We start from the raw sequence: 14,397 nt of genomic DNA, 5'->3' as shown, positions 1-14,397 counted from the left end.
TCCCGGTGAAGGGCGGTATTACCCAGGGCACGGTCAACACGTTTAATTTTATTTTTGACGTGCGCCCTGCCGGGAAGAGTGCGACCAAGGCTGGTCAGGGTCAGATCCGCACCGTGCGTGAGGGCAACGGCCATGGAAACAAGGACATTAATCCGGAAGCTGTGAACGTCCGGTAAAGACGCGGAGAAAAATTTCTGGCAGACTGTCTGTAAAGGCACGATGAGGTCTCTTCTGATTTGTTAGCGCAACCAGTAGATCACACTTCATCGTGCTTTTCATTTTTCTGGGGAACCCTCAGCCCTCAAGGGAGAGGGGATACTTCGTTACAGCGTATGCTCCGTACGCGCAATGATATCGTCCTGTGCATCCGGCGACAGGGCGGTGAAGAACGCCGAGTAGCCTGCGACGCGTACCACCAGGTCACGATACTGGTCCGGGTGTTTCTTCGCGTCCAGCAGCGTTTCGCGTGAGACGATGTTGTACTGAATATGCCAGCCTTTATGCACCTCGAAGAAGGTACGCAGCAGCACCATCAGCTTTTGACGGTCGCTGTCGTTTTCCAGCGTTGACGGGTTCAGCTTCTGGTTTAACAGCACGCCGCCAAGAATCGCTTCGGTCGGCAGTTTACCCACGGAGCCGATTACTGCCGTTGGACCGAGATGATCGGTACCGGAGGCCGGACTGGCGCCTTCCGCCAGCGGGGTGTGCGCTTTGCGTCCGTCCGGAGTCGCCATTGTCGCTGCACCAAACGGCACGTTTGCGGAGATGGAGGATGTGCCCGCGTAGTAGTTACCGCCAATGGGGCCACGGCCGTAACGCGGGTTGTGATACTGCTTCAGCTCGTCAATGTAGGTCTGATAAGCACGGGTCAGCAGCATGTCCACACTGTCGTCATCGTTGCCGTACTTCGGCGCACCGTTGATCAGACGCTGACGCAGCTGCTCGTGCGTCAGCCCGTCGAAGTCATCCGCCAGCGCCGCCGCCAGCTGCTGCTGACCGATGACGCCCTGCTCGAACACCAGTTTCTTTACCGCCGCCAGGCTGTTACCGAGGTTGGCAATCCCCACCTGCAGGCCGGAGACCCAGTCATACTTCGCGCCGCCCTGCTTGATGCTTTTCGCCCGCTCGATGCAGTCATCCACCAGCGCCGAGCAGAGGATATCGTGGACATTCTCTTCCAGCATGGTGTCCACGACATACTCAATCTCGATGGATTTACGGGTGTAATAGCGGATCTGGGTATCCCAGGCCGTCATCACCTCGTCGAAATTGCCGAAGTTACCGGCAGAGAGCGCTTTCTCCTGCGGCAGGAACACTTTCCCGCTGGTGGCATCGCGGCCGCCTTCCAGCGCGGCGAGCATCACGCGGGCGAAGTTAATAAAGCTCATGCCGGTGCAGCGGTAGCCCCATTTGCCGCCAACGGCGGTTTCGATGCAGCCGATGGCGGCATAGTCGTACGCATCTTCTTTTTCTACGCCGAGCTTGATGAATTCCGGGATCACGATTTCATCGTTGTTGAACGCCGGCATGCCGAAGCCGCAGCGGATCACCTGCACGCAGGCGTCGAGGAAGTCGTTGCTCATCCCTGCGTGATAACGCACGCTCAGGTTTGGCTGGGTGGAGCGCAGACGACCGCAGGACTCCAGAATCGCGTAAGAGAGCGGGTTGACGGCGTCCATTGGCTCACCGTTGACCAGCTTCTGACCGCCGATGGTGACGTTCTGGTACAGCGGGCTGCCTGCGGAGGCTTTGGAGTGCGAGCCGGAGCGGATCTTGTTCACTTCCAGCAACTTCAGCCAGCAGCTGTGGAGCAACTCGATGGCGTGCTCGCGGTCAAGGCTCTGGTTCAGCTCTACGTCGCGACGGTAGTACGGGTAGAGATACTGATCCATGCGGGCGAACGACACGGAGTGGCCGTTGGACTCAATCTGCAGGATAAGCTGAATGAAGTAGCACAGCTGCAGCGCCTGCCAGAAGGTTTTTGGCGGTTCATGGGCAATCGCGTCACAGTTTTCCGCTATCGCCAGCAGCTCGTCGCGGCGGCTGACGCGGGATTCGGTAGCCGCCATTTCACGCGCCAGGGCTGCAAAACGTTCGATATGCAGACTTACCGCCTCCAGCACGATATCAATCGCTTTCAGGAACTGATCGCCGTGCAGGTCGTCCAGCACCGTCAGGTTGATGCGCGAGCGGCGCTCGGCCACTTTAGCGCGCAGGCCGTCGAGCCCTTTTTCCAGCACCAGCGGGAAGTTTACCGCCAGGTGGGCATCGCCGGAGGTCATGTTGCCTTCGGCTTTGATAATGCCGGTTTCCAGCAGGCTTTTCTGCTCGTCGGTGAACATGCCGTAACAGCGATCCTGTACCGTCTGGCCGCGCCACCACGGGCAGATCTCATGCAGAACGCGCTTATTCTCTTCGCTGACCGCAAAGCCCGCGCCGGGACGGTCCGCCAGATCGTCAATCTCTTTCTCAATCCAGGAGACGGTATATTCCGGGAAGATCGGCGCGGCGCGCACTTCGCTTGCCTGGTTACCGACGATCAGCTCATCGTGTTTGATCCAGATGGTGCGCTGCGCGAGATGATGCGCCAGGGCCAGCGCGCGACGCACCGGGATCGGTTTATCCATATGCTGCTGGTACATTTCAGTGTAGTGCTGCGCGCGCTCGGTACAGACCGGCGGCTTCACGATATGCACCAGGGCCATTTTGTGCGCTTTAATGCGCTCGCTGAGGGTGTTGAGATTCAGGGTAGTCATCGTTTTATCCTCGTAAGGTCGCGGTTAACCCTTTCTGGCAGGCATACTGCTGTGCAAAGTCCAGTAGCGCAGGGTTATCCAGCGGTTTGTCAGGGGCAGAGTAGGGTTGGCCGAGCAGTGTGTATTTGTTCATGCCCAGCGTGTGATACGGCAGAAAGTGAATGTCGCGAACGTTCAGTTCGTCGGCGGCGAAATTGGTAATGGCGGTAACAGAGGCTTCATCGGCGTTAAAGCCCGGGATCAGCGGCATGCGAATGATGATTTTTTTCCCGGCCGCCGCCAGGCGTTTCAGGTTGTCCAGGATGCGTTTTGCCGAGCCGTCCGTCCACTGTTTGAACACCTCTGCATCCACATGCTTCAGGTCGGCGAGGAACAGATCGACATACGGTAGTGAAGGCGCGATATAGTGCCACGGCACGTGAAGGCAGGTTTCGACGGCGGTATGAATACCCTGTTCATGGCTGGCTTTAAACAGCGCCAGTGCCAGATCGGGGTTCATAAACGGCTCGCCGCCGGAGAGGGTGATTCCACCGCCGCTGCGGTCGTAAAACGGCTTATCGCGCAGGACGGTCGCCATGATCTCCTCCACCTGACGTTCTTCACCACACACGGTGAGCGCCTGTGTCGGGCAGCAGTCCGTAAGGGCCGTGAGCGTCTGTTCGTCTAGCTTCTCACGGTGGATGACCAGCCCGTTCAGCGCACGTTCGATACAGCCCGGTGCCGCCTGCTGGCACAGATCGCAGCCGTCCAGGCAAAGACGTGCATCAAACAGCACGTCCCGCGTGCGGGCCCGGCTTTCCGGGTTCTGGCACCAGCGACAGCCCAGCGAGCAGCCTTTCAGGAACACCACGGTACGGATCCCGGGGCCATCGTGGGTAGAGTAACGCTGAATATTGAAGATCATGATTTTGCCTCTCATCTTGCATATGAAGATTAAATTACTTTCGAATGAAAGTTATCTTGATGCAGGTCAACTCCTGAGCAGGTTTTGTCGTGATAGGGTAAGTGCAGGCTAAAATTGAGGGCGACATCATGGAACTTTATCTCGACACTTCTGACGTTGCGGCAGTGAAAAAGCTCGCACGCATCTTCCCGCTGGCGGGCGTAACCACCAACCCCAGCATTGTGGCGGCAGGCAAAACGCCGCTTGAGGTTCTGCTGCCAGAACTGCACGACGCGCTGGGTGGCAAAGGCCGTCTGTTCGCGCAGGTGATGGCCACGACCGCCGAAGGCATGGTGGACGATGCGCGTAAGCTGCGTGCCATCATTAACGACCTGGTGGTGAAAGTGCCGGTGACGGCGGAAGGGCTGGCGGCGATCAAAATGCTGAAAGCAGAAGGGATCCCGACGCTGGGGACCGCGGTATATGGTGCCGCACAGGGGATGTTGTCCGCGCTGGCGGGGGCAGAGTATGTCGCGCCTTACGTTAACCGCGTGGATGCGCAGGGCGGAGACGGGATCCAGACCGTTGTGGAATTACAGCAGTTGCTGACGCTGCATGCCCCGCAATCAAAAGTACTGGCGGCGAGCTTCAAAACCCCGCGTCAGGCGCTGGATTGCCTGCTGGCCGGCTGTGAGTCCATCACGCTGCCGCTGGACGTGGCGCAGCAGTTTATTACCTCTCCGGCGGTGGATGCGGCGATCGTGAAGTTTGAGCAGGACTGGCAGGGGGCGTTTGGACGGACGGCTCTCTGACGCGTTATCTCCCTCTCCCGGTGGGAGAGGGCCGGGGTGAGGGCATCAGGCCGCAACGAGGTTTAACCGCTGCACACCTCACACCCCGGATTACGCATCAGCTTCATCTCGCGGAACTGGCAGGTCATTGCGTCATACATCACAATTTTCCCCGCCGCTGGCGTACCGTAACGGGTCAGCACTTTGATCGCTTCCATCGCCTGCAGTGACCCGATCACGCCGACTAACGGCGCCATCACGCCCGCCTCGACGCAGGTGAGCGCATTCTCACCAAACAGGCGGCTCAGACAGCGATAACACGGTTCGCCTTCAGCATAGGTAAAGACGCTGATCTGTCCTTCCATGCGGATTGCCGCGCCAGAAACCAGCGGCGTTTTGTGGGTAAAACAGCCGGCGTTTAGCTGGTTGCGGATGGCGACGTTATCAGTACAGTCCAGCACCAGATCGTGCTTTGCGATTTGCGCGTATAACGCCTCGTCATCCAGCATCGCGTTAATCGGCGTGAACTGAACGTGGGGGTTGATGCGCGTTAACGCTGCGCGGGCAGAGTCCACCTTCGGCTGGCCGAGTGTCGCATCGCTGTGCAGCGTCTGGCGCTGCAGATTTGACACCGACACGGTATCAAAGTCCAGCAGCGTCATCTTGCCCACACCCGCCGCGGCGAGATATTGCGCGGCGGCGCAGCCCAGACCGCCCAGGCCGACGACCAGCACGCTGGCCGCCTTGAGCGCTTCCTGGCCTTCAAAATCAAAACCGCGCAGGACAATCTGGCGGTTATAGCGCATCATCTCTTCATCGCTCAGTTCCGCCGCCATCTTAGCCTCCGAACAGGTGGTTAAAGCGCTCCACCTCAACCCATTCGCCTGCTTCCACATTGCCACGCTCGCGCTCCAGCACGATAAAGCAGTTGCCCTGGCTGAAGGAGCTGAAAATGTGCGAACCCTGATGGCCGGTGGTGCTCACCTCCAGCTCGCCCTCCGCGTTGCGCGTCAGAATACCGCGCTGGAAATCAAGACGACCGGGGGATTTCTTAAGGCGCGTAGCGGCACGCACGCGCTGGCGTACCGGCAGCGGACTGGCACGGTTGCCCGAAAGCTTCGCCAGCAGCGGGATCACCAGCTGGTAGAAGGTCAGGGCGGCAGAGACCGGGTTACCCGGCAGGCCGCAGAACCAGCTGTGCTTAAGCTTGCCAAAAGCGAACGGTTTGCCCGGCTTGATGGCCAGCTTCCAGAAGGCGATTTCACCCAGCTCTTCCAGGATGGTTTTGGTGTAATCCGCTTCACCCACCGAAACACCGCCGGAGCTGATCACCACGTCGGCCGCGTTGTCTGCCTCAATAAAGGCGGCGCGCAGTTTTTCCGGGTCATCAGGAATAATGCCAAGGTTGATCACTTCACAGCCCAACTGCTCCAGCATCAGGTGTACCGCCAGACGGTTGGTGTCGTAAATCTGCCCGTCCTGCAGCGGCTGGCCCGGAAGCTGCAGTTCATCACCGGTAGAAAAGAGCGCGACGCGCACCTGACGGATCACCTCAATGTCCGCGATACCGAGCGAGGCCAGCACCGGCAGTTCACCCACCGTCAGCTTCTGCCCCGCAGCGAATACCGTTGCGCCAAGAGCAATATCTTCGCCGGTGCGGCGGATGTTCTGGCCTGCTTTGACGCTGGCGGTAAAGCGCACGCCGTCAGCGGTCTGTTCGGTCTCTTCCTGCATCACCACCGCATCGCAGCCTGCGGGAACCGGCGCGCCGGTCATGATGCGCACGCAGGTGCCCACAGGCCATTCTCCGTCAAACGGTTGACCGGCGAAGGCTTTTCCTGCGACAGGCAGCGCCTGACCCGTCTGGAGATCCGCCAGGCGTACCGCGTAACCGTCCATCGCTGAGTTATCAAACCCCGGTACGTTAAGCGGGGAAATGATGTCGCGTGCGGCAATACGACCAAAACAGCGCGCCAGCGGCAGCGTCTCTACGTCGTGCAGCGGGGAAAGTCGGTCCAGCATCTGCGTGAGTGCCGTCTCAAGCGGCATCAGTCCGGCGGTAAAATCCATAGTGGGCTCCAGCACAGTAACAACGAAAGCGCTCATTATGGCAGAAAAGTGCGGCTAACTGTATGACCCACCATGAGTACCCTTTACATCGCAGTTGCGTCTTTCTATATTCAAAAATTATCTGAAGAATCATCAACGATAATGATATTTATAGAAAAAGCCGCCATGCAGGCTGACAGGTGAGGCGAAATGGTTAATGCGGTAATCGCAATTCATGGCGGCGCCGGGGCTATTACCCGTGCACAGCTCAGTCCTGAGCAGGAGAAGCGCTACATTGATGCGCTCTACGCCATTGTCGAAACGGGCCAGCGAATGCTGGAGGCGGGCGAAAGCGCGCTGGATGTGGTGACCGAAGCGGTGCGTCTGCTGGAAGAATGTCCGCTGTTCAATGCGGGGATTGGTTCCGTGTATACGCGTGACGAGACGCACGAGCTGGATGCCTGCGTGATGGATGGCGTCACCCTGAAAGCAGGGGCCGTGGCGGGCGTGAGCCATCTGCGCAACCCGATTCTGGCGGCGCGACTGGTGATGGAAGAGAGTCCTCATGTGCTGCTGACGGGCGTTGGGGCGGAGAACTTTGCCTTCGCACACGGGATGGAGCGGGTATCGCCGGATCTTTTTTCCACTGACGAGCGTTACCAGCAGCTGCTGGCAGCCCGTACGGCGGGCATGACCCAGCTGGACCACTCCTCACCGCTCAATGAAACCACCAAAATGGGCACGGTTGGCGCGGTGGCGCTTGATAAGGCTGGTAATCTGGCGGCGGCCACCTCAACCGGTGGCATGACCAACAAGCTACCGGGCCGGGTTGGCGACAGTCCGCTGCCGGGCGCCGGGTGCTATGCCAATAACGCCACGGCGGCGGTCTCCTGCACCGGAACCGGCGAAGTGTTTATTCGCGCGCTCGCCGCATATGACATTACCGCCCTGATGGATTACGGCGGGCTCAGCCTGAGTGAAGCCTGCGAGCGTGTGGTAATGGAAAAGTTGCCCGCGCTGGGCGGTGAGGGTGGACTCATTGCGGTGGACCGTGAGGGTAACGTGGCCCTGCCGTTCAACAGCGAAGGGATGTACCGCGCCTGGGGCTATGCCGGTGATGAACCCAGCACCGGGATCTATCGTGAATAAGGGGGCAACGCGTGCCGCACAGTGAAGAGCTGGATAACCGCGAAGTGCTGGCTGTCCATCAGCTGAATATTGCGTTTCAGGAGGAGCGGCAGTTCATCCCCGCAGTAGAGAATTTATCGTTCTCACTCAATCGCGGCGAAACGCTGGCGATTGTGGGGGAGTCCGGCTCCGGGAAATCGGTCACCGCGCTGGCGCTGATGCGCCTGCTGGAACAGACGGGCGGGCAAATCAGCAGCGAGAAGATGCTTCTGCGCCGTCGCAATCGTCAGGTCATTGATTTAAACGAGCTGAGCGCAGCACAGATGCAGGGCGTGCGCGGGGCGGATATCGCGATGATCTTCCAGGAGCCGATGACCTCGCTGAACCCGGTCTTCCCGGTTGGAGAGCAAATTGCCGAATCCATCCGCCTGCATCAGGGGCTGAGCGGCGATGAAGCACTTCTGGAAGCCAAACGGATGCTGGAGCTGGTACGTATCCCGGAGTCGCAGTCCATACTCGGCCGCTATCCGCATCAGCTCTCCGGCGGGATGCGTCAGCGGGTGATGATTGCCATGGCGCTCTCATGCCGTCCGGCGGTATTGATTGCGGACGAGCCGACGACAGCGCTGGATGTCACCATTCAGGCGCAGATCCTGCAGCTTATCAAAGTGCTGCAGCAGGAGATGGAGATGGGGGTGATGTTTATCACCCACGATATGGGCGTGGTCGCGGATATTGCCGATCGCGTGCTGGTGATGCACCAGGGCAGGGCGGTAGAAACCGGCACGGTAGAGCAGATTTTCCATGCGCCCGCCCACCCTTACACCAAAGCGCTGCTGGCGGCGGTTCCACGGCTGGGGGCGATGAACGGCAGCGATCTTCCGCGCCGTTTCCCGCTGATTTCCCTTGAGGCGGCGGGCCGCCAGGAAGAGGAAACCGAGCAGGACACCGTGGTCCCCGGCAAGCCCATTCTGGAGGTGCGGGATCTGGTGACCCGTTTTCCTCTGCGCAGCGGCATTTTCAACCGCGTAAAGCGTGAAGTGCACGCGGTTGAAAATGTCAGTTTTGATTTATGGCCAGGCGAAACGCTGGCGCTGGTGGGGGAGTCGGGTTGCGGCAAATCCACCACCGGACGCGCGTTACTTCGGCTGGTGGAGTCGCAGGAAGGGAGCATTACCTTTAACGGCGAACGTATCGACACCCTTCCTGACAGTAAGCTTCAGGCGGTGAGGCGGAATATCCAGTTTATTTTTCAGGATCCGTATGCGTCTCTGGACCCGCGCCATACGGTGGGGTATTCGATTATGGAGCCGCTGCGGGTGCATAACCTGCTCGACGGCGAAGCCGCACAGCGTCGGGTGGCGTGGCTGCTGGAACGCGTGGGTCTGAAGCCGGAACATGCCTGGCGTTACCCGCATGAGTTTTCCGGCGGTCAGCGGCAGCGAATTTGCATTGCCCGCGCGCTGGCCCTGAACCCAAAAGTGGTGATCGCAGACGAATCTGTCTCGGCGCTGGATGTCTCTATCCGCGCGCAAATCATCAATTTATTGCTCGACTTACAGCGGGATCTGGGGATTGCCTTTCTCTTTATTTCCCACGACATGGCGGTGGTGGAGCGCATCAGCCATCGCGTGGCGGTGATGTATCTGGGGCAAATCGTCGAGATTGGTCCGCGGCGGGCGGTGTTTGAGAACCCGCAGCACCCGTACACCCGTAAGCTGATGTCTGCAGTACCGGTTGCCGATCCCGAACACCGTCACGGGCAGCGCGTGCTGCTGCAGGATGAGATGCCGAGCAATATTCGTAAACGGGGTGAGGTCATGGAGCGGGTCACGCTGCGTGAAGTGGGCCCCGGACATTTTGTTGCCCCTCCGCGTCAGGACAATGCATTTTCGCGGTTATAACGTACAACAGGCAGGAGAACACAATGGTTAAATTTGTTGCTCGTACATGGCTGTTAGCCGCGAGCGTGACGGCAGCCCTGGCCGCCTCTCCCGCGTTCGCTGCCAAAGATGTGGTGGTCGCCGTCGGCTCCAATTTCACCACCCTCGATCCCTATGACGCCAACGATACGCTGTCGCAGGCGGTCGCCAAGTCGTTCTACCAGGGGCTGTTTGGCCTGGACAGAGAGATGAAGCTGAAAAATGTGCTGGCAGAGGGGTACACCGTCTCGGATGATGGGCTGGTCTATACCATTAAGCTCAGAACCGGCGTGAAGTTCCAGGATGGCACCGATTTCAACGCGGAGGCGGTGAAGGTTAACCTCGACCGCGCCAGCAACCCGGAAAACAGCCTCAAGCGCTATAACCTCTATAAAAATATTGCCAGCACCGAGGCGGTCGATCCGACAACGGTAAAAATTACCCTGAAAGAGCCGTTCTCGGCCTTTATTAATATTCTGGCGCATCCGGCGACGGCGATGATCTCACCTGCGGCGCTGAAAAAATACGGGAAAGAGATTGGGTTCCATCCGGTCGGTACCGGCCCGTATGAGCTGGTGACCTGGAACCAGACGGACTTTGTAAAGGTGAAGAAATTCGCCGGCTACTGGCAGCAGGGGCTGCCGAAGCTCGACACCATCACCTGGCGTCCGGTGGTGGATAACAACACCCGCGCGGCGATGCTGCAAACCGGCGAAGCGCAGTTTGCCTTCCCGATCCCGTACGAGCAGGCGGCGATCCTGCAGAAGAACAGCAAGCTGGAGCTGGTGGCCAGTCCGTCCATTATGCAGCGTTACATCAGCATGAACGTGACGCAAAAGCCGTTTGATAATCCCAAAGTGCGCGAGGCCATCAACTACGCGATTAACCGTCAGGCGCTGGTGAAAGTGGCCTTCGCGGGCTTCGCCACCCCGGCCACCGGCGTGCTGCCACCGGCTATTGCCTATGCGCAAAGCTATCAGCCGTGGCCATACGATCCGGCGAAAGCCCGTGAACTGTTAAAAGAGGCGGGCTTCCCGAACGGCTTTAGCACCACGCTATGGTCATCCCATAATCACAGTACCGCGCAGAAGGTGCTGCAGTTTACCCAGCAGCAGCTGGCGCAGGTCGGTATTAAGGTGCAGGTCACCGCGATGGATGCCGGGCAGCGTGCAGCAGAAGTGGAAGGGAAAGGGCAGAAAGAGAGCGGCGTGCGGATGTTCTACACCGGCTGGTCGGCCTCTACCGGTGAGGCTGACTGGGCGCTGTCGCCGCTGTTCGCCTCACAGAACTGGCCGCCGACCCTGTTCAACACGGCATTCTACAGCAACCCACAGGTGGATAAAGATCTTGCCGATGCGCTGAAAACCACCAAACCGGATGAGAAAGCGCGCCTCTACAAAGACGCACAGGATATCATCTGGAAAGAGTCGCCGTGGGTACCGCTCGTGGTGGAAAAACTGGTTTCGGCGCATAACAAAGCGTTGACCGGGTTTTACATCATGCCGGATACGGGCTTTAGCTTTGACGATGCGGATTTAAAATAACACTCATGCTCAATTATGTTTGTAAACGCCTGCTGGGGCTTATCCCGACGCTGCTGATTGTGGCGGTACTGGTGTTTTTGTTTGTCCATCTGCTGCCGGGCGATCCGGCGCGTCTGGTGGCCGGGCCAGAGGCGGATGCCACCGTCATTGAACTGGTGCGCAAACAGCTTGGTCTCGACCAGCCTCTGTACATGCAGTTTCTCCATTATATTTGCAACGTGCTGCAGGGCGATTTTGGTATCTCGATGGTGTCGCGTCGCCCGGTATCGGAAGAGATTGCCAGCCGCTTTATGCCTACGTTCTGGTTAACGATTGCCAGCATGTGCTGGGCGATGGTGTTTGGGCTTGGCGCCGGGATTGTCGCTGCCGTCTGGCGCAACCGCTGGCCGGACAAGGTCGGCATGGCGCTGGCGGTGACCGGGATCTCTTTCCCGGCTTTTGCGCTGGGGATGCTCCTGATGCAGATTTTCTCCGTGGAACTGGGCTGGTTGCCCACCGTCGGGGCCGATACCTGGAAGCACTACATCCTGCCGTCCATGACGCTGGGCGCGGCCGTCTCCGCGGTGATGGCGCGCTTCACACGCGCGTCGTTCGTTGACGTGTTGAGTGAAGATTACATCCGTACCGCACGGGCGAAAGGGGTGAGCGAGAAGTGGGTCATCCTCAAGCACGGTTTTCGTAACGCGATGATCCCGGTGGTGACCATGATGGGGCTGCAGTTCGGCTTCCTGCTGGGGGGCTCTATCGTGGTGGAAAAGGTCTTCAACTGGCCGGGGCTGGGGCGCCTGCTGGTGGATTCGGTCGAGATGCGCGACTATCCGGTCATTCAGGCGGAAGTTCTGCTCTTCTCGCTGGAATTTATTCTTATCAATTTAGTGGTGGATGTGCTGTACGCCGCCATTAATCCGGCCATCAGGTATAAGTAAGATGCGATTGTTGAACTGGCGTCGTCAGGCCATTGTAAACGCTATGCCGGGGCTGAAGCCGGACCATATCCGCACCCCATGGTTTGAATTCTGGCGGCGCTTTCGTCGCCAGCCTGTTGCCATGACGGCGGGGCTGTTTGTACTGCTGCTGATTGTGGTGGCCGCCATTGCGCCGTGGGTGGCACCGTATGATGCGGAAAACTACTTTGATTACGACCGCCTGAATGACGGACCGTCGATGATGCACTGGTTCGGTGTGGACTCTCTGGGACGCGATATTTTTAGCCGCGTGCTGATGGGCGCGCAGATATCGCTCGCCGCCGGGGTGTTTGCGGTGCTTATCGGTGCGGTCATCGGTACCGTTCTGGGTCTGGTGGCAGGGTATTACGAGGGCTGGTGGGACCGGATCATTATGCGCATTTGCGACGTGCTGTTTGCCTTCCCCGGCATTTTGCTGGCAATTGCGGTTGTCGCCATTATGGGCAGCGGCATGGCGAATGTTATCATCGCCGTCGCGGTCTTTTCGATCCCGGCGTTTGCCCGTCTGGTGCGCGGCAATACGCTGGTACTGAAGCAGCAGACCTTTATTGAATCCGCCCGCAGTATGGGGGCCAGCGACGCCAACATCCTGTTCAGCCATATTCTGCCGGGTACGGTGTCGTCGATTGTTGTCTATTTTACGATGCGTATTGGCGTGTCTATAATTTCCGCCGCCAGCCTGTCGTTTCTGGGATTAGGGGCCCAGCCACCGACGCCGGAGTGGGGCGCGATGCTCAACGAGGCGAGGGCAGATATGGTGATTGCGCCACACGTGGCGATATTCCCGAGTCTGGCGATTTTCCTGAGCGTGCTGGCGTTCAACCTGCTGGGGGATGGGCTGCGCGATGCGCTGGATCCGAGGATTAAGGGGTAGGGCAGTGGAATGTGCCGGGTGGCGGCTACGCCTTACCCGGCCTACAAAACAGGCGCTGGGTGTTTAAACCCGGCTACCCCACAGGTCATACTCGTCGGCGTTTTCCACTTTCACGCGAATGATGTCACCCGGCTTGACGTTGGTTTCCCCGTTCAGGTACACCGCGCCGTCGATTTCAGGGGCATCCGCCATGCTGCGGCCAATCGCGCCTTCTTCGTCAACTTCGTCGATGATGACCATAATTTCGCGGCCCACTTTCTCCTGCAGACGTTCAGCAGAGATCTGCTGTTGCAGCTGCATGAAGCGGTTCCAGCGCTCTTCTTTTACCTCTTCCGGCACCTGATCCGCCAGTTCGTTAGCGGTTGCGCCTTCAACCGGGCTGTACTTGAAGCAGCCTACGCGGTCCAGACGCGCCTCTTTCAGGAAGTCGAGCAGCATCTGGAAGTCTTCTTCGGTTTCACCCGGGAAGCCAACGATGAAGGTCGAACGCAGAGTCAGATCCGGGCAGATTTCACGCCACTGCTTGATGCGCGCCAGCTGGCGGTCAACGGAGCCTGGGCGTTTCATCAGCTTCAGGATACGCGGGCTGGCGTGCTGCAGCGGGATATCCAGGTACGGCAGGATTTTGCCTTCGGCCATCAGCGGGATGACGTCGTCAACGTGCGGATAAGGGTAAACGTAGTGCAGACGCGTCCAGATGCCCAGTTTAGCGAGCTGTTCGCACAGGCCGACCATGCTGGTTTTCACCGGCTCGCCGTTGTGGAAACCGGAACGGTGCTTCACATCCACGCCGTAGGCGGAGGTATCCTGGGAGATCACCAGCAGCTCCTTCACGCCCGCATCGGCCAGACGTTTGGCTTCTGCCAGCACTTCGCCAATCGGGCGGCTCACCAGATCGCCACGCATGGACGGGATAATGCAGAAGGTGCAGCGATGGTTGCAGCCTTCGGAAATTTTCAGGTAAGCGTAGTGACGCGGCGTCAGCTTCACCCCCTGTTCCGGCACCAGGCTCAGGAACGGGTTGTGCTTAGGCTTGGGTACGTAGTGATGAACATGTTCCAGCACCTGCTCGTAGCTGTGTGGACCGGTGATCTCCAGCACCTTCGGGTGCACTTCACGGATCTGGTCCTCTTTTGCGCCCAGGCAGCCGGTCACAATCACTTTGCCGTTTTCCGTCAGGGCTTCACCAATGGCTTCCAGGGATTCCTGAACCGCGCTGTCGATAAACCCGCAGGTGTTCACGATCACCATGTCGGCGTTGTCGTAGCTTGGCACCACGTCGTAGCCCTCGGTACGAAGTTCGGTCAGGATGCGTTCAGAATCCACCAGGTTTTTCGGGCAGCCCAGGGAGACAAAGCCGATTTTCGGCGGGTGCGTAACATTGCTCATAGGTTAAAAATTCATCAATTATGGAGTTATCAGGGCGGGATTTTACAGCGTATCGCGGGGGATTTATACACTCTTTGCAGTGCAGATGATGTCCGC

11 protein-coding genes and 1 pseudogene are annotated in these 14,397 nt (G+C 58.8%); 6 read left to right on the top strand and 6 right to left on the bottom strand.

Annotation, left to right across the window (positions count from 1 at the left end; genetic code table 11):
* The 3 genes and pseudogenes from APU11_RS28740 to APU11_RS04990 all read right to left on the bottom strand — a co-directional run.
* Positions 1 to 218, bottom strand: a pseudogene (locus APU11_RS28740) (IS4 family transposase); the annotation flags it as partial.
* 105 nt (positions 219 to 323) lie between these two features.
* On the bottom strand, positions 324 to 2,756 hold the full coding sequence (locus APU11_RS04995; protein WP_045901360.1) for a formate C-acetyltransferase/glycerol dehydratase family glycyl radical enzyme: 2,433 nt from the start codon (positions 2,754 to 2,756) through the stop codon (positions 324 to 326).
* A gap of 4 nt (positions 2,757 to 2,760) precedes the next feature.
* Entirely contained in the window at positions 2,761 to 3,660 is a 900-nt protein-coding gene (locus APU11_RS04990; protein WP_058650663.1) for a glycyl-radical enzyme activating protein, read from the bottom strand.
* A 128-nt stretch (positions 3,661 to 3,788) separates the two neighbouring features.
* On the opposite strand from APU11_RS04990, the gene fsa reads away from it, so the two are divergent.
* Positions 3,789 to 4,451: a fructose-6-phosphate aldolase gene (gene fsa, locus APU11_RS04985; RefSeq protein WP_029882869.1), complete on the top strand. Its 663-nt coding sequence runs from the start codon at positions 3,789 to 3,791 to the stop codon at positions 4,449 to 4,451.
* 62 nt (positions 4,452 to 4,513) lie between these two features.
* Here the strand turns inward: fsa and moeB are convergent, their stop codons facing one another.
* The gene (gene moeB / locus APU11_RS04980) at positions 4,514 to 5,266 is read right to left on the bottom strand and encodes a molybdopterin-synthase adenylyltransferase MoeB (RefSeq protein WP_029882870.1); all 753 of its coding nucleotides are present in this window, start codon (positions 5,264 to 5,266) and stop codon (positions 4,514 to 4,516) included.
* Between the two features lies 1 nt (position 5,267).
* Entirely contained in the window at positions 5,268 to 6,500 is a 1,233-nt protein-coding gene (gene moeA / locus APU11_RS04975) for a molybdopterin molybdotransferase MoeA (protein ID WP_045901364.1), read from the bottom strand.
* A gap of 189 nt (positions 6,501 to 6,689) precedes the next feature.
* Here moeA and iaaA point away from each other — a divergent pair, with 189 nt between their 5' ends.
* The 5 genes from iaaA to gsiD are packed head-to-tail and all read left to right on the top strand — an operon-like array spanning position 6,690 to position 12,912.
* On the top strand, positions 6,690 to 7,628 hold the full coding sequence (gene iaaA, locus APU11_RS04970) for a beta-aspartyl-peptidase (RefSeq protein WP_020689875.1): 939 nt from the start codon (positions 6,690 to 6,692) through the stop codon (positions 7,626 to 7,628).
* A gap of 11 nt (positions 7,629 to 7,639) precedes the next feature.
* Positions 7,640 to 9,511, top strand: coding sequence for a glutathione ABC transporter ATP-binding protein GsiA (gene gsiA, locus APU11_RS04965; protein ID WP_040020707.1), 1,872 nt, complete (start codon positions 7,640 to 7,642; stop codon positions 9,509 to 9,511).
* Between the two features lie 23 nt (positions 9,512 to 9,534).
* Positions 9,535 to 11,073 carry a glutathione ABC transporter substrate-binding protein GsiB gene (gene gsiB, locus APU11_RS04960; RefSeq protein WP_013097435.1) on the top strand — a complete coding sequence of 513 codons (1,539 nt, stop codon included), beginning with the start codon at positions 9,535 to 9,537 and terminating at the stop codon, positions 11,071 to 11,073.
* Between the two features lie 5 nt (positions 11,074 to 11,078).
* Positions 11,079 to 11,999, top strand: coding sequence for a glutathione ABC transporter permease GsiC (gene gsiC, locus APU11_RS04955; RefSeq protein ID WP_047024161.1), 921 nt, complete (start codon positions 11,079 to 11,081; stop codon positions 11,997 to 11,999).
* Position 12,000: 1 nt separating this feature from the next.
* The gene (gsiD, locus tag APU11_RS04950; RefSeq protein WP_058650662.1) at positions 12,001 to 12,912 is read left to right on the top strand and encodes a glutathione ABC transporter permease GsiD; all 912 of its coding nucleotides are present in this window, start codon (positions 12,001 to 12,003) and stop codon (positions 12,910 to 12,912) included.
* A 63-nt stretch (positions 12,913 to 12,975) separates the two neighbouring features.
* On the opposite strand, the gene rimO is transcribed toward gsiD, so the two are convergent.
* Positions 12,976 to 14,301 (bottom strand): 30S ribosomal protein S12 methylthiotransferase RimO, encoded by a 1,326-nt coding sequence (rimO, locus tag APU11_RS04945; protein WP_013097432.1) that lies wholly within the window; start codon positions 14,299 to 14,301, stop codon positions 12,976 to 12,978.
* Positions 14,302 to 14,397 lie beyond the last annotated feature (96 nt).

The sequence above is a fragment of the Enterobacter sp. 50793107 genome, from assembly GCF_001463365.1.
GTDB classification, from domain to species: domain Bacteria; phylum Pseudomonadota; class Gammaproteobacteria; order Enterobacterales; family Enterobacteriaceae; genus Enterobacter; species Enterobacter cloacae.
Note: the sequence above shows the minus strand (reverse complement) of the source record. Positions and strands in the feature narration are given on the sequence as shown.

What these genes read in the sequence shown, in the direction of transcription:
- APU11_RS04995 (WP_045901360.1), bottom strand. Translation starts at nt 2,756, where the DNA reads ATGACTACCCTGAATCTCAACACCCTCAGCGAGCGCATTAAAGCGCAC.
- APU11_RS04990 (WP_058650663.1), bottom strand. Translation starts at nt 3,660, where the DNA reads ATGATCTTCAATATTCAGCGTTACTCTACCCACGATGGCCCCGGGATC.
- fsa (WP_029882869.1), top strand. Translation starts at nt 3,789, where the DNA reads ATGGAACTTTATCTCGACACTTCTGACGTTGCGGCAGTGAAAAAGCTC.
- moeB (WP_029882870.1), bottom strand. Translation starts at nt 5,266, where the DNA reads ATGGCGGCGGAACTGAGCGATGAAGAGATGATGCGCTATAACCGCCAG.
- moeA (WP_045901364.1), bottom strand. Translation starts at nt 6,500, where the DNA reads ATGGATTTTACCGCCGGACTGATGCCGCTTGAGACGGCACTCACGCAG.
- iaaA (WP_020689875.1), top strand. Translation starts at nt 6,690, where the DNA reads ATGGTTAATGCGGTAATCGCAATTCATGGCGGCGCCGGGGCTATTACC.
- gsiB (WP_013097435.1), top strand. Translation starts at nt 9,535, where the DNA reads ATGGTTAAATTTGTTGCTCGTACATGGCTGTTAGCCGCGAGCGTGACG.
- gsiC (WP_047024161.1), top strand. Translation starts at nt 11,079, where the DNA reads ATGCTCAATTATGTTTGTAAACGCCTGCTGGGGCTTATCCCGACGCTG.
- gsiD (WP_058650662.1), top strand. Translation starts at nt 12,001, where the DNA reads ATGCGATTGTTGAACTGGCGTCGTCAGGCCATTGTAAACGCTATGCCG.
- rimO (WP_013097432.1), bottom strand. Translation starts at nt 14,301, where the DNA reads ATGAGCAATGTTACGCACCCGCCGAAAATCGGCTTTGTCTCCCTGGGC.